The sequence below is a fragment of the Pseudomonas sp. FSL R10-1339 genome (assembly GCF_009600545.1).
GTDB lineage: Bacteria > Pseudomonadota > Gammaproteobacteria > Pseudomonadales > Pseudomonadaceae > Aquipseudomonas > Aquipseudomonas bubulae.
On the sequence record NZ_WIVQ01000045.1, the window covers coordinates 1 to 19,159 of the forward strand.

A 19,159-nucleotide genomic window follows, 5' to 3' on the forward strand; every position below is an offset into this window, starting at 1 on the left:
GCCTGGATTTTGAATTCTTCGGGATATCGCTGGTTGCTCATGGCACCTCCTAATGGGCCTCATTTTAAGGCTTGGAGATGTCTACGAAACTAGGGGCGATTCATTACGCTTAACTTAATTAGTAGTACCACGCTTTGCTAGTTATGATAATTAAACCGTTAGCATATTTTTTAAGGCACTCACACTCTCACGTCAACGACTCCCGCCAGCGCCCTCAGAATTCCTCCTAACAGTCAACTGCTCGACTTTCTGATTAATAAAAATATACAGATTTGACGAGAACATCCCAACAAAAATAGCTACGAGCGCTAATGTGTAGAAGTTACCCGGAGCCTGAAGAATCTGATCACTGGTAATAGCTTGCTTCTCTAAGTGTGGCGCGATAACTGCAATCAACACACCACTCTTAATACCTATCCACGAAAAGACAGCCATAAACCCAGATGAAACTATAAGGCCAAGCTGTTGCCCTGTGCTTATACCAGCGATCAAAACTCTTGCAGCCGCACCTAAAACGCCAAATACGAAAGGAACAAACAAAACAATTACAACATTCGTTGCTTTATTCAAGGTGCTAATCGTATCAGGCTCAAGATCTCCAATTGTCGGATTCGCCCAAGCTACCACTACAAAAAGAAAAACAGTGACGATCATAAGCCAAACGAACAAAAAATACTGTCTACGCTCAGTTTTTTTCTGATCTTTATGATCCGCGAGTTCTCTTTCTAAAAATTCCAACTTTTTAATTAGAGCTTGGATATCAGACTCGCTCCCAACACTCTCAACAGACACATCTTCTTTCATTTGCAAACCTTTAAATCCATTAAAAGACGCTGCTACACGCCAACTGCCAGCTCTTAAATCCCGTAAATCCAAGAGGCTATTAGATCTCTCCTACAGCAGGTAGCATCATAATGCCACTACCGGTGCATGTCGAACTATACGAGAGCTTTTAGATAAGCAAGCACTGCCCTTATTTCTAAAAATTATCTGAATAACGCTAATACGTAAGACTGACAGGCCTGCAACGCGATCAATCCTTGATCGCCGTCGCCTGTGATGCGGATAATTCGTTGAGCATGCGCTGGGTCAAGTTGGGCTCTATGGGCGCCATAAACCACGCCACTGGGGCTGGTGGTGGTTTGCACTGCGTCACAACCATTTGCGGCGGTGGCATCGAGTTGGACTGACAGCCGCAAGTCAGCAGTAGCAAGGCGATCAAGCAGGCGTACCTGTTTGGTTTTCTCATCGGTCAGGGCTCTGTAATGGGCTTGGTCACTGGCTGCCAGCCATTGCTCTAAGGCGAGGCGCTTGCCCTGCTCTGCCAGAATTTGCGCGGAGTTGGCGTTGGCCTGATCGGTGCGTTCGGTTTGGTGGGCAGCTTCTTGGGCGGCCAGTTGCTGGCCGTAGGCGTTGGCCTGCCATTCCCATGCGGTCCACGCGCTGCCCGTCATCAGGGCCAGGATGATCAGCAGCACCCCGCCCCACTTAACCGCGTCGATGTTCACGCCAACACCTTGAGCGCCCGGGCGTACAGCGCCTGCCGATCGGCCGCGCCGTTCTGGCCACCGTTGATGCGCTGGGTAATCTTGTCGAACTGGCCCGCGTCGGCCAGGGTATTAAGCCCCCTGGTCACCCAGAACCATGCCGCTGACATGCAGGCATGCTGTGGCTTCTCCAGCAGTTCGGGCTGGTTAATCAGGTCGAGGGCCAACGCTTCGCTGCACGCCATGTAGTTGGCCCGGCCGGTGATCTGGATCAGGCCACGCCCTCGGTACTTGGAGCCGTCGCCTACTCCGGTGTTGCCCAGGTCTTTGCGGCCCTCGTATTTGGTTTGAGCGAGCGTGGGGCCCCAGATTTCTTTGACGTATTTAAGCTGGCCGGATTCGTGGCCAATCTGGGCGATAAATGCGGCTCCTCGCTTGGCGCCCACAATCTGGTACCGGCCCATCGCGGTGTTTAAGACAGGAACAAAAACGCCAGCAACATGGCTGGCGTTCGGGAGGATCTGCAACAGTTGCTGCGTGGTGATGGGCATGACTTTCTCCCGGCAAAAAAATACCCGCACTCGGCGGGGCTCGGTGTTGCTGTTGATGTCAGCTTGGGCGTTCTGGCCGCTGGCTTGAGTCGGGATAGCCCTCGCCCCCCAACTTCCAGGCTCGAACCTGGGTGCGATAGTCACGCCACAGGCGCTCCGTGCCCGCTACCTGCTCCCCGTCCTCAATGGCCTCCAGCTGCTCAGCCACGAACTTACGCTCCTGCTCGACCCACTGGACTTCGACAGCAATCAAAGGCGCCAAGCATGCAGTCTCGGCCTCAGCTTTGATATCTGCTGCCTTGCGCAGCTCTGACCAGTCAATATTGCTCATGGGCTGGCTCCTTGGTTACGTCAGTTAACGGCCTGGGCAACTCAACTGGCCCATTTTAGTAATAGTGAGGGGCACGGGGAACGCTTGCGCCTGACTGACGTTCGCGGGGTTTGGCAGGATCAGGGTCAGTTCAAGCTCGCCGTTTACCCGTGTCACATCCCCGACAAACCAGTCTGATTCGATTGCAGACCGGGGCAATATGTCGCCTTCCTCAACTGCCGGAAAATCAAAAGGCTCATCATTTACAATCAGCAAACCACCACGTCTGACAACGCTCAACGTATCGTCGCGCCGTTGCGGGCTTAGGAATATTTTCATTATTTCAACCGCCCTGAAGATTGGAAAGACGCAACAAACGAGCCTGCCGCCAATATTCCATATTCCATTGGCGGGTGTACATAGGCGGGTGCATGGCCAGTATTAACCCCGACATAAAGTACACGCGAGTTCATCCAATAAGTTTGCATGAGTGTATAGAGCGCAATTCCAGTGCCATCCTGTCCGGTCGTAAACGAGAGTGTGACGTTATGTGCAGGCTGGCCAACAAAGGTGGCTGGCTGCAAGGCGCCATCCCAAGCCTGCCCGCGCCCTGCGGGAAGATCCACGTCATAGGCGACAGCGCCGGGAACCGACTCCCAGGTGATGCTCATGGTGGTCACCGCCAAGCCTTGGGCAATCGACGAATTCGACGTCAGCGCCACACTGGCCGGCGCCGGCACCACGGTGATCGGGATCACGCTGATGGGGCGCTCTTCAAGACGGGCCCCGGTGTCGATATGCGCAAACTTGCTCGGGTCGTAAAGCACTGCCGAGATTTCGAATACACCGGCCTCCGGCCGCGACACGCTAGTGACCCGGTAAAGCGGTACCGCCAGATCGTCAGCGTCCAGACACCAGACCAGTTCCGGTTCAGGCGCCACAGAGTACGCCGTGGTCACCGTCACCTTGCGCCCGCTGACCAGTTGGATCGTCCGCCCCTCGCACTTGCCATCAGGCAAGTTGAGAATCAGGCGATCGCCCGGTTTGGCCGAGGTATCGCGGTCCAGAGTAATGACCTTGCCGGCAACCGCCGCCACTAGCCCGCCCACTGGCCGCTCTGCGATTAACTCGTCTGCAATCGGGATCACATACCCCGGCAACGGGATACGCCCGGCCAAGCCCGTTCTGAACGTCACCGCCCGATCCTTGGCATTGGTCAGCAACGCCCATTTGCCCCGGCGCTGCGCTTCGGACTCACGGGTGCAGCCAATCGCGCTGATCTCCAGCGGGTTGTCGCCATAGCGGCGCTGCAACTTGCTGTCGGTCACCGCGGTGACATCGGTGTCGTAGTTGTTGGCCAGGTTGTCGTAGCTGATCATTGCGCGGCTGTAGCGGGTGCGCTCCGAGGCACTGGCATAGGTGAACTTACCGTCGATGACATTGGCACGGGTGTAGGCAAAATCAAAATCAGTGGAGCGCGGCATATCCGACAGCGAGAACACCTGACCCTGCGCCCAATAGGTCATGCCGCGGTAAATCGCCGAAATATCCCGCAGCAGCGTCCAGGCATCCGCCTTGCCCTGCAGGTTCAGGTTGCAGATAAAGCGCGGCTCCATGCCGCCCCGACCGTCCGGCACCAGTTGGTCGCAGTACTGGGCGATGCGGTACAGCTCCCACTTGTCGACCTGCCAGGGCTTGATCCGCCGGCCGAGGCCAAAGCGGTCGTTGACCGTGATGTCGTAGGTCATCCATACCGGGTTGTCAGTCCAGGCCTGCTTGAAGGTGCCATCCCAGATACCCGTTTACGACCTGCTCCGCGGATCGTAGTTGCTGGGCACGGCGATTTTGCGCGCGTCACACTCAACCGTGATCGCGGGGATATTGCGGAACTGCTCAGCAGAGAATTCGATATAGAGCATCGCGGTGTGCGGATAGCGCAGCTTGGCGTCGATGACCTCGGTGTAACATGCGATCTGCATGGTGTCGGCAATTTTGTTGCTGTTCTGGTTCAGCGTGATCCGCGTGACGCGCAACATCCAGCCACTTGCGGCCTTGGGCAAGTCAACGCGTCGGGTGCGCTCGTAGGTGCTGGTGGTCTTGCCGTCCACGGCCTCGCTCAACACCTGCTGATAGGCGCCGCCATCCGTAGCCACCTCAACCTTGTACTCGATCCGGTAGCCGTTGATATTCCCGTTGGCATCTATCGATTGCAGCATGGGCCAGGCAAAACGCAGGCGTACTGCGGACAGCTGGGTGTTGTTGATCGACCTCACCCACGGCGTGCCGCTGCGCAGCTCAATGCCCAGGGTGGTTTCGTTTTCAACCGAGGGAATGCCGGGGATATATGGCTGCTCCACGGAGCCGGTGCGCCATTCCCACTTTACGTTCGGGAAGTTCAAGTTGCCCTGTTCGTCCTGCAGCGGGGTATTGTCGAGGTAGATATTTTGGGCCGTGGGGATGCCGTCGAATTCACCCTCGCCGACCGCGATCAGCATCTTCGCCAAGGCAATCGAGCGCAGGCTGTCCGGGGCTTCGGTTGGGGTTTTTGGCTTGTCGGAACCGCCCTTGGCACCGTGGATATCGAGTAGCTGTGCTGCGCCCATTTTTCCTCCAGACGAAAAAAAACCCGCTAACGCGGGTCCGTACTTTCTGAAATCCTACTTTTCGTATGAAACAACAAGCTTGTTGTCTACGAGATGTTTTGACACTTCATAGTCTGGATTGAAGGTAGCTATGTTGTGCGCAGCAATCACTGCAGCAGAAGCAATCCCTACAATCCCAGTCACTCCACCCAGCATGGACGCGCCAATCGATGCAATTCTACCGCTTGTGTAAATGCGGCAGGTCAAACCCTGCTTTTCAATTTCGGCTTCGAGCAGGCTAACAGCATCAATCATCTTGCCATTAAGCCCCAATATCTCGAATGACGCTCGCTTGCGTATGAGCTCAGTACCTCTGGTATGAATTTCTTCAAAAGAGATGGTAGGCGTTTGAGTGATTTCCGATGTCATTACAACATTTCCTTTTTTTTGAAGTGCGCCATTATAATGATATCAGTACTTGTTTCCACCCGACCTCTAGACTTGATCTTCCGCATAGACCGCAGCACTGATAATGGCGCCACCCCAGCGACGGCGCCCGTAGCAGAGCGAAACAGGATTGCCGGAGGCCGTAGAGTTCTTGGCGCTACCGAAGGCGTAGCCGGGGGTGTTCTCGGGAGCCGCGCTGGTTTTTAGGCCTCCCGCCTGGGGGCTGAGCATTTGGATTACGCCACCACCGACCAAACCCACGCCCAACTGAACAGCCCAAGGTTGCTTAAAGTAGCTGCCTGCCACAATGAGTACCGCACCAATGATGGTTTGAAGAAGACCTGCCCGCTTACTGCCGACTACGACAGGAGCAATGCGTATATCGCCAGCCCCACAGTAGCCAAGCTCATCTTGTCCAATGTTTGTTTTGCCCCGGAATACGGTGAATTCAAGCCCTCTGGATTTGGCATTCGACAGGAAACGCTCGAAGCCAGGGACCTGGACGCAGAGAGCCCTGATGGCTTCTGCTGGTGATTTAACGGCCAGTCTGAATGAGCGACCAAATTGGCGTAATGGGCCGTACAACCGGATGGTCGTCACGGGTTGGTAGTTGATTGCCGAACCCTGCATTACTTTTCTCCGGACATTAAAAAACCGCCCGGAGGCGGCTTTTAAAGATTGGAACTCAGTTGTAATCGACATAGGGGCCGATATAGAAGCCGCTCATATAACCACTGATCCTGTAGAGGCTTTCTTTGTTGGCTTGAACACTGGCTGAAATGGTTCGAATCGCCGCGCCAGCACACAGGCCGGAGCCAGCCAATCCAGCCCCCAGATTTATATTGCCGGCAGGCAGATAAAAGCTCGCGCGCTGACTGGTGCCAATCTTGCCAGCTTTGCGCCCATCGACGTACACGACGATATCGCAACCAGATCCAACCATCCCGGAATCCCGGACGACTGTAATCACACTACTCTCACCCGCGGGCTTTGACTGGAAAGCATAAAGCTCATCAGATGGAACCGGCTTTGCCTGGCTGACTGGGATGGGTGAAGACGCACACCCCGCCAGAAATGCTACAGCGAGCGCGCCTATCAAAATTCGCATGTCGTTCCCTCTATTGATTTTGGCGGGACTTTAGCATCAGCAACGCGGTCATGGCAGAATGCCCGCCAACAATAACGGAGCCTGTGATGAGACCCTTCGCAATAGCTGCACTAATGCTTCTGCTCACAGGATGCGTATCAAAGGTCGTTGAGTACACTCCGGCCAAGATCAGCCCAGAACAGGCACGTTCGGTAATCGAGCAGGTGCTTATGGAACAACCTCTCAAGACCAGGCCGGAGCAGGTCGTGTTTACTGATGAGTACATTGGCTATGGCAGCGGCATACTTTCGACCACCAGCGGCTTTGCCAGTGCAGTCCCTCTCGGTGGCGGAGCGATAGCAGCAGGCAGCTCACGAACATCCTCAAAAGCCGTTCAGACTCGTATTTACTACAACTCCATCGGTAGTGTGGCCCTCTACTCGAAACGCGGCCGATGGGTTGTGCAGACCCGGAGCACTGGCGGGAACGTCATGAACAGCTCTCTTGTAGATACGCAGAAGAAAGCTGAACGGTTTGTGGATGCAATGGTGTCTCTCAAACGCGGGTAATAACAATCAAACACAATAAGCCCAGCATTTAGCTGGGCTTTCTCATTTCAGGGCACCGAAAACATTAGGGCTGCGCGTGGACCTCAGCTGAATATCCACCAAAGAACTGCTGCAATAATTAGCAAGGTGGCCACATGCGCCCACGCCGGTGTAGGTGGCGTAGGGGTAGCCTCTCTCTTTCCGGCCCCGTAGAACTTCGACGAAGATATTCCAGTGCCAGGAATTCCGGTCGTGACCCGCGTACCGCGTTTACTTAGGTTTACTGTGGCACCTTTCACGCCTAGTGACGTACTCACACCACTTTTGCTGATGTTGATCCGAACACCAGGAGCAATTTTGATGCTCTTCCTGATTCTGAGGGCCATGACTCAGTTCCTTTGAAAAAAAGCAACTTTAGCATCAAAATGCCACCACCAAGAATAACGCTCTGTCGGAACCTGAATGGGCATCCAGCATGGATGAAATGCCAATACCTAAATACTCGCCACAGTAGTAGCGTTGTGCCCTATAACCAAGTCTGAGGAAGTCCAATTGAAGGCGCTTAATAAAGCTCTACAGTTATTTCGAAACGAACGTAAGCGGCTTTGGTCGGAGCTCAATAGTTGGGCGCTTGCCCTAATTGGTGGACCAAGTTTTCTGGCCGGCAGTTACTACTTATGGGTAGCCAAAGACGTTGCTCCAGAACTCATACACGCTACAAACCAAGTAGGTATAACAGCATTGGGAGTCGCTGCGTACAGTGCCGTTGGGCTGATGCTTTTTACTGGCTGGCACTTTTTGACAATCGCCAAGCGCTGCTCCGAAGTGCTTCGCCAGCGCCATTACAGGTAGCCCAAGCCTGGGCTGCCGGGCGTTTTTTTACTGGCTAGGATGCAGATAATGCAACTTGAATTCACGAAACTGAGGCTAGCGCTTGCAGATCCAGCCGATGGTCCTTACGCACTGGTAGAAAAACGTAACCTACTAATCAATGCGCTTAAAAACTGGCCGAATGAGTGCTATCCGATTGCAGACTTGCTGCTGCCTCATGGAAAACCGGTCAGTCAAGAATCGCGCAGGGTGATTGATGGTCTGATCTCCATATTGGAGATCCAGCCAAATCGCCCCGATGAAATATTAGATCTAGTAGGCGGCTTGCGGCTCGTTTGCTGGTAAGGCACCAGATGCAACAAGCCCAGCGCGAGGGCCGGGCTTTCATATACAGGTCAGCTTAAACAGCGTTGAGGCGATCAACCATATCAGGGAAGCGCTGGACCAACTTGATCAGTAGTGCTGCCTGGGCATTCGGCTTTGACTTCGACTGCTCCCAATTTTTCAGTGTGTCCGGGCTGGTTCTGATCTGCCGGGCAAACACTGGCTGGGACATGTGCAATTTTTCACGCAGAGAAACGATCTCGGCAGCAGTCACCTCGGGGGCCGGCATCGCCTCCACTTCGTACTGGCGAAGGGTGATCTTCCCTTCGCGATGTTCGCCCATCTCGTTCACGCCTTGCATCAGCTCGGCAAACAGATCGCGCTTTTTCATTTCCCACCTCGTTGTTTCAATTCTGCACCAATGGCCGCCTTCAGCGCTTTCTCCTGATCAGCGGTCAGGTTTTCAAGCTCATCCTTGTCGTAAATTGCGAACATCCAGAACTGACCATCATCCAGCAGCCAGTAATAGATGACCCGCAACCCGCCACGCTTGCCCTTTCCTCTGCGGGCGTCTTGCCAGCGTAGCTTTCGGAATCCACCCGTGCGCGGCATTACATCGCCTGCGGCCGGGTTCGCCTGCATCTCTACCTGAAGCTGCCGGTATTCATCGTCAGTCAGGTAATCACCTACCGTGGCGGTGAAGCTTGTGGTTTCAAAGAAGACTGTTTTCATTGGCGTAAAGTGTACGCAGATTGCCTATAGATTAGCAAATGGTTGCAGCATGTACGAATCCTCAGTAACACCCCGTTGCCTGTAGTAGTAGCCTCCAGCACTTACGCAACAGAATTCCCCAGTCTTTTGCCTGCAAGCCCACGGACTGGGGTTGCGCTAATTTCGGCGCGGATTACCAAGGAGGCAAAATGGAACAAAGCGAACTGAGTCAGAAACTGATCGACGCCGTCAACGCGCATGGCTCAGACCTACAAAATCTCAATTGCGTAATTTCCGGACTTGTTCATCAATTGTCCGCTTCTCAAGGAAAAGAAGGCCTCGAGACTGCAAGGGTCTTTGCATTGCGCGTGGCGGAGGCGATGCCCAAGAACAGTCCTGTTCGTCCGAACCCCAAGAGGATCTCGGAATTTTTCAGCGATCACCCAAAGGACTAAACCCTAATTTGCTCTCAATCCGTGCAAGTCGACGCTCCAACAGGTCGGCTTTCTCTGTTGCCAGAAATTGCTCAACACTCTTGATCGAAAATCTATCAGCTGAAATCAAAAGCTGACTGGTTTCAATTCCAGTACCAATACCGGTAACCACAAGCGCTCCAGTACTCGTCATTTGAGTTTTAAGTTGGTGCATGTTGATCTCCTGCGGGTAAGCCTCGTCATTTTAGTTATTTTGCATCTGTGTGCCTGAGGATCAGCTGCGTCCGATCCAGCCAAGGGCCGCCATAAACGATCACCTCTGACGGCCTGCCATACAGGTGATGCAACAAAAACGGCACCGGCCCGAAAACCCCTGATTCTTCTCCAGGCAGCTCCGGATCATCACCGAGATAAATCCCAGCATGATTCGGGTGAACCGTTCGCCCAATCGCCATAACGATCAGGTCACCACGCCGTGGCTGGTCGCCCCGCACAAAACCTGCCTCCTCGTAATTGGCTTCGTACAAACTGGTGTTGCCAGCACTCTCCCACCAGCCGTCCTCCCGTCTAAAAGCTTCAAACTCCAGCCCCCACTCGCGCTTGTACCAATCCGCACAGACCTGCCAGCAATCCCACGCGCCGTGAACAAACGGACGCTTAAGCAGCGGCATGTTTCCGGTCGGTGTAATAGTGCGCAAGTCGCCTTCAGGCCAACTCAGGATGTGCCATGGCAACGCCGTAGCCTCGCACATCGCCAGATCATGCGGAGACGGCCGGCTGGTGGCATCCGGGTGTGAGTGAACAATGCCGATCACCTCGCCCAGGTCTTCCGCTGCTGCGTAGTCTTCTGGATCGAGACGAAACTCTTCATTCGGCTCGCTGGCAATGTTCCGGCACGGGAAGTACTGCTGCTTGCGCCCGATGGCCAGCAGCAGCCCGCAGCACTCTTTCGGGTATGGGCGTATTAGGATGAAGTCAGTGGATTGGCAAATAGAGCCATCGACCGGATGACGGCTGGTTGATAGGATCGCGCGCCTTACTTAATGCCACTCCGGGAATCAAACACATATGAATCGAGAGCAAGTTCGTAGCGCCATTTGGTTCGCGATAATCACCTCAGTGATTGCACTGCTGTCGGCCTACGCCCAAACCGATCCGAATAGTGCACAAGGTTGGTTGATCGAATCCAGGCTTCTAGCGTCCCTCTGGGTTGACTCTCTGCCCCTGGCGGCGATTCTTGTTCTGATACTGGCCGCGCCTTGGTATTTAGTGAAGTGGTTCAGAAGCCGCCGCGCCAAATCCTAAGTACTGATCAAGTCGTGTCGGCACGGTACTGAAACGACACAGGCAACGCACAGCCGGTGTCTTCTTGTTGCTCGGGACCAGGCTCGACCGGGGTCATCACCAGTACCGTGAAGTCACCCCGGGTTAATCGATCATTGAGGGCAAACAAAGCAGACAGGTCATCTGCCAACCCTTCGCCCGCACCGGAACCCATTCCGGCAGGTGTGACGATGGTGATTTGAAACAGACCGGTATAAACCCGATGCTCGCCAGCGAGGTCGTCGCTCCCCGTGTGAGCAGGTATCAAGAAAGCCCGCAGGTAGGTTTCGCCGTCAGCAGGCTTGAACACCACATTTTGATAGGCAATGCGCAGTACAGGCTTCTGCAGCTTTGCCCAAGCTGCCAGCCGGGCCTCAAACAGTGCGCGAACAATCTTATGGCTCATACCTGGTTCTTCCTGATGGCCTCTTCAACAATCTTTTGAAAGTTGCCCAGGGTGATCCGAACCATACCGCTCGGTGCCTGGGTTGAATGCCCGTACTCCAAGGGGATGGCATAAGGCAGTGAGTTGGTGATGTAAGCCGTCTCCCCTGCATTGAACTCCAGGGCACCATTGACGATACGTGCCATGGAACGGCTACCACCGGGGGTCTACCTGATCCACCGTGGAGGTGTCAGGTGATCCGACACTGAACATCCAGTTGCCGCGAAAGCGCCCGCCCACACAGCCCTGCGGCGCACGTATGCCCATGCCGTCATTGAGCTTTAAGCCGCGCTTGAGATAGCCACGTTTGTCGAAGTTTTGCGGATTTTGGCGCAGGTTTTCGTTGTGTTCCGCGACGGCCTGGTTGTACTCGCGACTGATCTTGTTAATCTTCCAGACATCAGGAGTGCCCACAGGTGACATCGTGATAACGCTGTTACCTATGTTGATGATGATGTCGCGCATCGTCATATCAATGGCATCTTTCGCTCGATCCGCGAAGGCCCGGATTTGAGCTGAGAAACTGCCGCTCTTGCCTGCGTAATGATTGCTCATGATCGCACCTGCAATTCATAGAGGATCGGTGTCCCGGCAGGGTTGATCTCTTTGAGCGGAGGAACGATTGACCAGGTGCGGCCTTGAATTGACATCTTGCTCAGCAGGTCAGGCACCCACTCAAGCCCCTGCGCAGCAATCTTGAGCTTCTTGTCGCCTTGCTTGATGAGGCTGTTGTTCTGGAATTCCTGGCCAGTGAAGTCGAGCAGGATGCCTTGGGCAGTTTGCTCAGTGATAATGTCAGGATCTGACGTTCCGGTTTCGGGATCGTACTCGCCGGGAAGGACATTACCGACAAGTATCGACTGGCCGAACTCGGTGATCATCTCCAGAGCCATCATGGCCATTTCGTCATAGAAAGTCATGGTGGCACCTGAGATAGAAAACCCCACTAGATAGCGGGGCTGGGTCAACGAATCAGCTGTAGGAAAGGTTAACCGTGCTGAATCCGCGGCTTTTTAGCTCTTCAAGTATCTGCTCAATAGACGAGTCGGAAAGTGATTCGCCGATTTCCTGCTTTTTCGCTTCTGCCTCAACTTCCTCGTCATCGACATCAAACAGAGCTTTGTTCAACTCTTGCCAAGTGCCCATCGTAGGCTGAGATTCGCCTCGCTCGTAGCGTCCAGGCATAACATTGGATATGCCTGCAGCATCAGCCAACTCAGTCAATGTGAGCCCTGCATCCTTGCGCGCATTACGTAGAGCCGAGCGAAAATTACTGCTTTTTGGATTAGGTAACATGCATCACTCCCTTTTTGAGAGGAGCATACTAAAGCACTCAAAGTAACTTCTACTAGTAACTTTTAGTACTGGCCACTACGAATGCCATCATCTGTTTATACCTTTACAGAAAACAATCCTCGTTGCAGCAAGTAGTCCGCAAACTGCGTCGCACTGGGCCGATCAGGCGCCGCAGGCAATAACCGCTTGCTGGTGTTCGGGATCGTTGCGTACTCGCGTGTCACGGCCCCCTCGACACGCTCCAATGTCACGGCCCCTTTGCGTTTGTCGATTGGGTCAATATCGTCGGCGTGAATTTCGGCCGCCAAGGCCATCTGCCCGTACTGGATACGCGCAGGCAAATAGTTGGCGGCTTTGTTCTCGCCATCCAGATGCACTTCCCGGCGTGGCCAGGACAAAGCCTGTTCGCTGCTGGTCTTGCGCCCCTTCCAGGTCATGCCATCCATCACCAAAGCCGCGCGACCAAACACTATCAGGACGGGCACACAGAGAAAGGTATCGAGTACCTGGAGGTGGGGGCTGATTTGGCGTTTTGAGGTGGGGGTTTTGCAAATCGCAGACAACAAAAAAGGGCCCACCTTTCGGTGAGCCCTTCTAGACCGCCCAGCAGAGCGGATTTTGTTTGGTAGGCGCGATTGGACTCGAACCAACGACCCCCACCATGTCAAGGTGGTGCTCTAACCAACTGAGCTACGTGCCTGCTGTGGGGTCGCATTCTATAGATTTGCGGAGGGGTGTCAACACCTTTTTTGCAGCTAACCCTATGAATAGTCGAATTTTTTATTTTTAACCTTAAAACACTCAGCCGCCAGTGGCTGGCGGGCGGTTTTCAACTCAGGTAGCATCGGCTTCACTCGTAAAAAATATAAAACAGAGGCTGCAGAATGTCGAACACTCCCTATCCCCAGTCCTACTATGCGGCTTCAGCCAATCCAGCCCCTGAACGCCCTGCCCTGCAGGGCGAGGTGGAAACGGATGTGTGTGTTATCGGCGCCGGCTATACCGGGCTGTCGAGTGCGCTTTTTTTGCTGGAGGCCGGTTTCAAGGTCACGGTCCTGGAAGCAGCGAAGGTGGGGTTCGGTGCTTCCGGACGCAATGGCGGCCAGATCGTTAACAGTTACAGCCGCGATATCGATGTGATCGAACGCACTGTCGGCGCCAAGCAGGCTCAGTTGCTGGGGCAGATGGCCTTTGAAGGCGGCAAGATCATTCGTGAGCGTGTGGCCAAGTATCAGATCCAGTGCGATTTGAAAGACGGCGGCGTGTTTGCCGCCATCACCGCCAAGCAGATGGGCCATCTGGAAGCGCAGAAAAAACTCTGGGAGCGTTATGGCAATACGTCACTGGAGCTGCTGGATCAGCGCCGGATTCGTGAAGTGGTTGCCTGTGATCAGTATCAGGGCGGGCTGCTGGATATGAGCGGCGGGCATATTCATCCGCTTAATCTGGCGCTGGGCGAAGCCGCTGCCGTGGAGTCGTTGGGCGGCACCATTTATGAGCAGTCCCCCGCTGTTCGCATTGAACGCGGCGCCAATCCTGTGGTGCATACCCCCCAGGGCAAGGTGCGAGCCAAGTTCATTATCGTCGCAGGCAATGCCTATCTGGGCAATCTGGTACCGGAGCTGGCTTCCAAGTCCATGCCCTGCGGTACACAGGTAATCACCACCGAGCCCCTGGGTGATGAGCTGGCCAAGACTCTGTTGCCACAGGACTATTGCGTTGAGGACTGTAACTACTTGCTCGACTACTATCGCCTGTCCGGTGACAAGCGTCTGATTTTCGGGGGTGGCGTGGTGTATGGCGCACGGGACCCTGCCAATATCGAGGCGATTATCCGGCCGAAAATGCTCAAGGCTTTCCCGCAGCTCAAGGATGTGAAAATTGACTACGCGTGGACGGGCAACTTCCTGCTGACGCTGTCACGCCTGCCTCAGGTCGGTCGTATCGGTGACAACATCTATTACTCACAAGGTTGCAGCGGGCATGGCGTGACCTATACCCATCTGGCTGGCAAGGTGCTGGCTGAAGCCCTGCGCGGGCAGGCAGAGCGTTTTGATGCGTTTGCCGATCTGCCCCACTACCCTTTCCCCGGCGGACAGCTGTTGCGTACACCGCTGACTGATTTGGGTGCCTGGTATTACAGCTTGCGGGACAAGTTCGGCTTTTAACTCTTGTGGTGGCTATGTGGGAGCGGGCTTGCTCGCGATGGCATCGCTGCGTTGTGCCAGTCACACCGCGTCGCTTGCATCGCAGGCAAGCCAGCTCCCACAGGGTGATGCCAACGCTTACTTTTGGGACTCCAGAGTCTTGATCGCTGTAGCCCCGGCCTGTTCCTGGCCCGAGCGGGACAGTTCATTGGCAATTTTCAGCCAGCGGGTCTTGTCGACGTTGGCCGGCAACTGGGTTGGCGACAGGATCAGCACGGCCCAGCCGCCAGCATCCTTCCACGCCGACTCGAATTTGCTGAAGTCCATCAACCGCCGACGCTCCATACCTGAACGCAGCAACACCGTGCCTTTGGCGCGGTTGTAACCCACCAGCATCGCGTAGCGCGGCTCGGACCACAGGGTGCCGTCGCTAAATCGCAGCATCACCGGGTAGCCGGCTGCCACTTGAGTCAGCAACGCAGACAGGGATTTGTCCAGCGGGTACACCATCAGCCCGTAACCCGCCGCAAGCTGCTCGATATTAGATTGCAATGAGGCTTCGGCACCCGGTAACTGCAGCGGTTTGACCAAAAGTCCGGGGGTGATGCGGACTCTTTGCTCACTGAGCATGCCCGCCAATATTTGCGGGGCACCCTGGTTGGCATTGCCGCGGAAAAACGGCACGCCATTGAGCTCTACCCGTTCTGGCAAGCGTCGAAACTCAGGGGGTTCGACACTGGCGCAGCCCACCATCGCTAACGCAAACACCCCCATCAGCCACAGCCGCGCCGATTTTGCCCCTGTCACTGCCCGCATATTGCCTCGCTCTTAATAAACGCCAGACCTCAAAGTCCGCCATGACCGTCAATCATAGGGCGCCAATAATGCGAGGTATAGCCTTAAGCCACAGCCCAATGGCTGATATAGAGCGAATCGATTAGCCCTACACGACCTTCGGTCAATAGACTGCAACATCGCACAGGCTAGACTGTCATCTGCTTAGCGTGTGTTTGAGCCCGTAGGGGGCAAAGGAGGCACTGATGAGCCCGATACTCACTATTTTTCTGCTGATTGCCGGTTGGCTGGCCGTTGCTGGCGCCATGCTCTGGGGCCTGATGCGTATTAGCCGCCATCATCACCCGCAGGTGCAGGCAAAACCGCAAGATATCCCTGAAAAACCGGTAGCTGGCGCAGCAAGCGCACATTGAACCCACAAAAAAGCCGTCCACCCCAAAGAGAGTGGACGGCTTTTTAACATCAACCTGCGTTTACTTGATCAGCGCAGCCTGACGCCTTTCCCGGATCTGACGCGCCACAATGTTGAGTGTTTCAACCGTGGCCGAGAACGCCATCGCTGCATACACGTAACCTTTCGGCACATGGGCACCGAACCCTTCAGCGATCAAGGTCATGCCGATCATGATCAGGAAGGCCAGGGCCAGCATCACTACGGTCGGGTTGTCGTTGATGAACTTGGCCAGAGGCTCCGAAGCCAGCAACATCACCATCACCGCCACCACCACTGCAATCACCATGATCGGCAAGTGCTCGGTCATGCCCACCGCCGTAATGATGCTGTCGATGGAAAACACCAGGTCAAGCATGAGGATCTGGCCGATGGCAGCGGCAAAGCCCAAGGTGACTTTCGACGACACGCTGTCGGCTTTTTCTTCCACTTGCGGAGTCATGCTGTGGTGGATTTCGCTGGTGGCCTTCCACACCAGAAACAGACCACCGGCAATCAGGATCATGTCCTTCCACGAGAAGGCCTTGCCCAGCACTTCAAATACCGGCGTGGTCAGTTGCACGATGTAGGCAATGGTACCCAGCAAGCCCAGACGCAGGATCAGCGCCATGCCGATACCAATACGGCGTGCCTTGGTGCGGTATTGCTCAGGCAGTTTGTTGGTCAAAATCGAGATAAAGATCAGGTTATCGATACCCAGCACGATTTCCATCACGATCAACGTGGCTAAAGCGACCCAGGCTGCGGGGCTGGCAGCCAGTTGTAAAAGATATTCCATAGGTGTGTTCGGACTCTGCAGTAAGACCAGTTAAATAGCTTTAGATGAATCTTGCTTTTCTTGCTCAGGCTTTTCTTTTTCAATCAGCCCACCGGTGGCTTCGCTGAGCGCTTGCTCCGCAGCCTTGTGAGTGTCATCAATTGCCTGTTTAGCGGATTCAGCGGTTTTGCTCAGCACCTGTTGCGCGGCTTTTTCAGCCTGGTCGCAACCCGCAATCGCCAGCAAACCTGCCGATAACAGTACGGCTACTGCTGCTTTTTTCATGTTCATGGTCATTTCCCTCTCTAAACCGGCGGCCACCAAAGTGGCTTGCGCATAACGCGGGATTCTAGAGAATCCAACACTTCAGGAAAATTCGTATTTTTAAACGCTATACTTCGGTTTTTACGAAGTGTTGCGACGCTGATGCTTAATTACCGCCAATTGCATTACTTCTGGGTCGTGGCCAAGACCGGCAGCATTGTTCGCGCTTGCGAGCAACTGAACCTCACGCCGCAGACGATCAGCGGGCAAATCAGCCTGCTCGAAGATACCTATGGCCTGCCGTTGTTTCGCCGGGTCGGACGCCAACTGGAGCTGACCGAGACCGGACGCCAGGTGCTGCCTTATGCCGAGCAGATCTTTCAGGTCGGCAGTGAACTGGAAAGCATGCTGCGCATGGCGCCCAAGGAACAACAGATCCTGTTTCGAGTGGGTGTGGCCGACGTGGTGCCCAAGTCGATTGTGTACCGCCTGATTGCTCCGACCATGGAGCTGGATAAACCGATTCGCATCACCTGTCGCGAAGACAAGCTTGACCGGCTACTCGCGGACCTCGCTATTCAGCGTCTTGATTTGGTAATTTCCGACAGCCCTATGCCTTCGCACCTGGATATCAAGGGTTTCAGTCAAAAACTGGGCGAGTGCGGCATCAGTTTTTTTGCCACTGCGACGCTGGCCCAAGACTATGCCGAAAACTTTCCGCATTGCCTGCAAGGCGCGCCGCTACTGATCCCCGGGCCCGAAACCATGCTGCGCAGCCGCTTGTTGCGCTGGCTGGCCGAGCAGCAGATCCAGCCGCGAATCGTGGGGGAATTTGATGACAGCGCGCTAATGCAGGCTTTTGGTCAGTCGGGGATCGGCGTCTTTATCGCACCCAGCGTGATTGCCCAGGAAGTGATGCGTCAGTTTGATGTCGAACTGATCGGCCACACCGAGGCGGTCACCGAATCGTTCTACGCCATTACCGTGGAGCGCAAGATCCGCCACCCCGGCATCGTTGCAATTACCGAGGGGGCACGCCGCGAGTTGTTTACCCCGCGCTAGCACACACTGGCGGCGCCTTGGCAGTCATCAACACCAGCGCCAGCAGAATCGATACCAGGATAAACCCGGCGGCGGCAAACCCCAGGTTACCCAGGCCATAGCTATCGATTACCCGGCCACCCACCATCGCACCCAGGCCGATCCCCAGATTGGCCCCGGCAATGTTCAGCGACGCGGCAAATGCCGGGGCATGGGGGGCAACTTTCATCAGCCGCACATGGCTGACCAGAAACATGGCCGCCTGGGTCACCCCCCAAATGCCCATGGCCGCCGCCAGGCCCAGGGTTGAGTGAATGCTCGGCACCAGCGCCACCAGGCCGCCGATCATAAAGGCACAAAACACCATCGAGGCGATCAGCGGATGGCGATCCACCATGCGCCCGCCCAACGAGTTGCCGATCAGGCCTACGGCGCCAAAGCCCATCAGGCACCACCCCACCAGCATGCCGTCAAAGCCTGCCAGGCGCTCAAGAATATCGGCCAGATAGGTGTAGGCCGTAAACATGCCGCTGAACACCAGAACGGACAACACGATATGGCCAATCATCAATGGGCTGCGCAGCAGGGCAAACTGCGAACTCAGGGTGACGCTTTCTTTCACTGCCCGGGTGACAGGTAAATAGATCCACAGCAACAGCGCCTTGGCCAGGGCGACCACCGCCAGAATACCGAAGGCACTGCGCCAGCCCCAAGCATCCGAGATCAGGGTGCCTACAGGAATGCCAAATACCGTCGCACAAACGATGCCGAACCCGATTTTGGCAATCGCCCGCCCGGCGTAATCCGGGCCTACGATATCCACCGCCGTTTCGCTAGCCAGAGCCCAAAACACCGGCAACCCCAATGCCGGCAGCAGCCGCGCAAAAGCCATCACCCAAATGTTCGGCGCCAGCGCCGCCACGGTGTTGGCGAAGGCGAACATCAGCAAAATCGAGATAAACAGGCGCTTGCGCTGAAAACGCGCAAAGTAGGCGGTCAAAAACGGCCCGAGGGCAGCGACCGTAAAGGCGAACAAAGTCACCAGCAAACCGGCCTGGGGCACGCTGACCTCCAAGTCGCGGGCTATTGAAGGCAGCAGGCCGACGATGACAAATTCGGTGGTGAGCACGGTAAAGCCGGCCGCAGACAGCAGCAGGATGGGCAACAGCATGAATAACTCCAGAGACAACGAGGCCAGCGAAAGCCCGAAAGGCCCGCTGATTTGAAGAAAAGTGGGGGATGAGCAATGGTAACAGAATGCTTCACCTTGAAGCGATGTAACCCGAAACAAGTTCAACCACGGATGTGGCAGATTGCCCCTGCGTAGG

26 protein-coding genes, 1 tRNA gene and 3 pseudogenes are annotated in these 19,159 nt (G+C 55.1%); 6 read left to right on the forward strand and 24 right to left on the reverse strand.

Annotated elements, in window-relative coordinates; all coding sequences use genetic code 11:
• Positions 1 to 192: 192 nt before the first annotated feature.
• From GHO03_RS14310 to GHO03_RS14350, 9 genes and pseudogenes are all read right to left on the reverse strand, one after another.
• A complete protein-coding gene (locus GHO03_RS14310; RefSeq protein WP_133144361.1) occupies positions 193 to 804 on the reverse strand; it encodes a hypothetical protein in 612 nt (203 codons plus the stop codon).
• Positions 805 to 986: 182 nt separating this feature from the next.
• Positions 987 to 1,508, reverse strand: coding sequence for a lysis system i-spanin subunit Rz (locus GHO03_RS14315; protein WP_095024243.1), 522 nt, complete (start codon positions 1,506 to 1,508; stop codon positions 987 to 989).
• Complete coding sequence (locus GHO03_RS14320) at positions 1,505 to 2,038, reverse strand: glycoside hydrolase family 19 protein (RefSeq protein ID WP_153400106.1); 534 nt, start codon at positions 2,036 to 2,038, stop codon at positions 1,505 to 1,507. Before GHO03_RS14320 ends, GHO03_RS14315 begins: the two co-directional genes overlap by 4 nt.
• A gap of 58 nt (positions 2,039 to 2,096) precedes the next feature.
• Positions 2,097 to 2,369, reverse strand: coding sequence for a hypothetical protein (locus GHO03_RS14325; RefSeq protein WP_095024241.1), 273 nt, complete (start codon positions 2,367 to 2,369; stop codon positions 2,097 to 2,099).
• 24 nt (positions 2,370 to 2,393) lie between these two features.
• Complete coding sequence (locus tag GHO03_RS14330; RefSeq protein ID WP_133144359.1) at positions 2,394 to 2,687, reverse strand: hypothetical protein; 294 nt, start codon at positions 2,685 to 2,687, stop codon at positions 2,394 to 2,396.
• A 281-nt stretch (positions 2,688 to 2,968) separates the two neighbouring features.
• A pseudogene (locus GHO03_RS14335) lies at positions 2,969 to 4,951 on the reverse strand (host specificity protein J); the annotation flags it as partial.
• A 54-nt stretch (positions 4,952 to 5,005) separates the two neighbouring features.
• On the reverse strand, positions 5,006 to 5,359 hold the full coding sequence (locus GHO03_RS14340; protein WP_095024239.1) for a hypothetical protein: 354 nt from the start codon (positions 5,357 to 5,359) through the stop codon (positions 5,006 to 5,008).
• 66 nt (positions 5,360 to 5,425) lie between these two features.
• On the reverse strand, positions 5,426 to 6,007 hold the full coding sequence (locus tag GHO03_RS14345; RefSeq protein WP_095024238.1) for a tail assembly protein: 582 nt from the start codon (positions 6,005 to 6,007) through the stop codon (positions 5,426 to 5,428).
• A 55-nt stretch (positions 6,008 to 6,062) separates the two neighbouring features.
• A complete protein-coding gene (locus GHO03_RS14350) occupies positions 6,063 to 6,485 on the reverse strand; it encodes a hypothetical protein (protein WP_153400107.1) in 423 nt (140 codons plus the stop codon).
• Positions 6,486 to 6,571: 86 nt separating this feature from the next.
• On the opposite strand from GHO03_RS14350, the gene GHO03_RS14355 reads away from it, so the two are divergent.
• Positions 6,572 to 7,033: a hypothetical protein gene (locus tag GHO03_RS14355; RefSeq protein WP_095018797.1), complete on the forward strand. Its 462-nt coding sequence runs from the start codon at positions 6,572 to 6,574 to the stop codon at positions 7,031 to 7,033.
• An 83-nt stretch (positions 7,034 to 7,116) separates the two neighbouring features.
• Here GHO03_RS14355 and GHO03_RS25855 read toward each other — a convergent pair whose 3' ends face one another.
• On the reverse strand, positions 7,117 to 7,398 hold the full coding sequence (locus GHO03_RS25855; RefSeq protein WP_133144972.1) for a DUF4236 domain-containing protein: 282 nt from the start codon (positions 7,396 to 7,398) through the stop codon (positions 7,117 to 7,119).
• A gap of 514 nt (positions 7,399 to 7,912) precedes the next feature.
• Between GHO03_RS25855 and GHO03_RS14365 the strand changes: the two genes are divergently transcribed.
• The gene (locus GHO03_RS14365; RefSeq protein WP_095025051.1) at positions 7,913 to 8,188 is read left to right on the forward strand and encodes a hypothetical protein; all 276 of its coding nucleotides are present in this window, start codon (positions 7,913 to 7,915) and stop codon (positions 8,186 to 8,188) included.
• 55 nt (positions 8,189 to 8,243) lie between these two features.
• Here GHO03_RS14365 and GHO03_RS14370 read toward each other — a convergent pair whose 3' ends face one another.
• Together GHO03_RS14370 and GHO03_RS14375 are read right to left on the reverse strand one after the other, a co-directional pair.
• On the reverse strand, positions 8,244 to 8,558 hold the full coding sequence (locus GHO03_RS14370) for a DNA-binding transcriptional regulator (RefSeq protein WP_019827011.1): 315 nt from the start codon (positions 8,556 to 8,558) through the stop codon (positions 8,244 to 8,246).
• Positions 8,555 to 8,899, reverse strand: a complete 345-nt coding sequence (locus GHO03_RS14375) for a hypothetical protein (protein WP_019827010.1) — start codon at positions 8,897 to 8,899, stop codon at positions 8,555 to 8,557. The genes GHO03_RS14370 and GHO03_RS14375 overlap by 4 nt, the downstream gene beginning before the upstream one ends.
• Before the next feature lie 188 nt (positions 8,900 to 9,087).
• Here GHO03_RS14375 and GHO03_RS14380 point away from each other — a divergent pair, with 188 nt between their 5' ends.
• Positions 9,088 to 9,333 carry a hypothetical protein gene (locus GHO03_RS14380; RefSeq protein ID WP_095018794.1) on the forward strand — a complete coding sequence of 82 codons (246 nt, stop codon included), beginning with the start codon at positions 9,088 to 9,090 and terminating at the stop codon, positions 9,331 to 9,333.
• Here GHO03_RS14380 and GHO03_RS14385 read toward each other — a convergent pair.
• The 8 genes and pseudogenes from GHO03_RS14385 to GHO03_RS14420 form a co-directional block, all read right to left on the reverse strand.
• Positions 9,311 to 9,526: a DUF1983 domain-containing protein gene (locus GHO03_RS14385; protein WP_130871701.1), complete on the reverse strand. Its 216-nt coding sequence runs from the start codon at positions 9,524 to 9,526 to the stop codon at positions 9,311 to 9,313. The two genes, GHO03_RS14380 and GHO03_RS14385, sit on opposite strands and share 23 nt — an antisense overlap.
• Positions 9,527 to 9,560: 34 nt before the next feature.
• On the reverse strand, positions 9,561 to 10,304 hold the full coding sequence (locus tag GHO03_RS14390) for a C40 family peptidase (protein WP_133144971.1): 744 nt from the start codon (positions 10,302 to 10,304) through the stop codon (positions 9,561 to 9,563).
• Between the two features lie 320 nt (positions 10,305 to 10,624).
• Positions 10,625 to 11,041 (reverse strand): phage tail terminator-like protein, encoded by a 417-nt coding sequence (locus GHO03_RS14395; protein ID WP_095018791.1) that lies wholly within the window; start codon positions 11,039 to 11,041, stop codon positions 10,625 to 10,627.
• A pseudogene (locus GHO03_RS14400) lies at positions 11,038 to 11,635 on the reverse strand (hypothetical protein). The gene GHO03_RS14395 and the pseudogene GHO03_RS14400 overlap by 4 nt, the downstream one beginning before the upstream one ends.
• Positions 11,632 to 12,000, reverse strand: a complete 369-nt coding sequence (locus GHO03_RS14405; protein WP_095018790.1) for a hypothetical protein — start codon at positions 11,998 to 12,000, stop codon at positions 11,632 to 11,634. The pseudogene GHO03_RS14400 and the gene GHO03_RS14405 overlap by 4 nt, the downstream one beginning before the upstream one ends.
• A 52-nt stretch (positions 12,001 to 12,052) precedes the next feature.
• The gene (locus GHO03_RS14410) at positions 12,053 to 12,376 is read right to left on the reverse strand and encodes a helix-turn-helix domain-containing protein (protein WP_153400108.1); all 324 of its coding nucleotides are present in this window, start codon (positions 12,374 to 12,376) and stop codon (positions 12,053 to 12,055) included.
• A gap of 95 nt (positions 12,377 to 12,471) precedes the next feature.
• Positions 12,472 to 12,837 (reverse strand): annotated as a pseudogene (locus GHO03_RS14415) (DnaT-like ssDNA-binding protein); the annotation flags it as partial.
• A gap of 162 nt (positions 12,838 to 12,999) precedes the next feature.
• Positions 13,000 to 13,076 (reverse strand) — tRNA-Val (locus GHO03_RS14420).
• Between the two features lie 184 nt (positions 13,077 to 13,260).
• Between GHO03_RS14420 and GHO03_RS14425 the strand changes: the two genes are divergently transcribed.
• Positions 13,261 to 14,544 (forward strand): FAD-binding oxidoreductase, encoded by a 1,284-nt coding sequence (locus GHO03_RS14425; RefSeq protein WP_153400109.1) that lies wholly within the window; start codon positions 13,261 to 13,263, stop codon positions 14,542 to 14,544.
• Between the two features lie 117 nt (positions 14,545 to 14,661).
• Here GHO03_RS14425 and GHO03_RS14430 read toward each other — a convergent pair whose 3' ends face one another.
• Complete coding sequence (locus GHO03_RS14430) at positions 14,662 to 15,339, reverse strand: hypothetical protein (RefSeq protein WP_095021187.1); 678 nt, start codon at positions 15,337 to 15,339, stop codon at positions 14,662 to 14,664.
• A 224-nt stretch (positions 15,340 to 15,563) separates the two neighbouring features.
• Here GHO03_RS14430 and GHO03_RS25140 point away from each other — a divergent pair, with 224 nt between their 5' ends.
• Positions 15,564 to 15,731: a hypothetical protein gene (locus GHO03_RS25140; protein WP_165446485.1), complete on the forward strand. Its 168-nt coding sequence runs from the start codon at positions 15,564 to 15,566 to the stop codon at positions 15,729 to 15,731.
• Between the two features lie 60 nt (positions 15,732 to 15,791).
• On the opposite strand, the gene GHO03_RS14435 is transcribed toward GHO03_RS25140, so the two are convergent.
• Both GHO03_RS14435 and GHO03_RS14440 read right to left on the reverse strand, forming a co-directional pair.
• A complete protein-coding gene (locus GHO03_RS14435; RefSeq protein ID WP_095002290.1) occupies positions 15,792 to 16,547 on the reverse strand; it encodes a TerC family protein in 756 nt (251 codons plus the stop codon).
• A 30-nt stretch (positions 16,548 to 16,577) separates the two neighbouring features.
• On the reverse strand, positions 16,578 to 16,817 hold the full coding sequence (locus tag GHO03_RS14440) for a hypothetical protein (RefSeq protein ID WP_095002448.1): 240 nt from the start codon (positions 16,815 to 16,817) through the stop codon (positions 16,578 to 16,580).
• Positions 16,818 to 16,952: 135 nt separating this feature from the next.
• Between GHO03_RS14440 and nhaR the strand changes: the two genes are divergently transcribed.
• Positions 16,953 to 17,852, forward strand: a complete 900-nt coding sequence (gene nhaR / locus GHO03_RS14445) for a transcriptional activator NhaR (RefSeq protein ID WP_095002289.1) — start codon at positions 16,953 to 16,955, stop codon at positions 17,850 to 17,852.
• Here nhaR and GHO03_RS14450 read toward each other — a convergent pair.
• A complete protein-coding gene (locus GHO03_RS14450; protein ID WP_153381088.1) occupies positions 17,839 to 19,002 on the reverse strand; it encodes an MFS transporter in 1,164 nt (387 codons plus the stop codon). The genes nhaR and GHO03_RS14450 overlap by 14 nt on opposite strands.
• Positions 19,003 to 19,159: the final 157 nt, after the last annotated feature.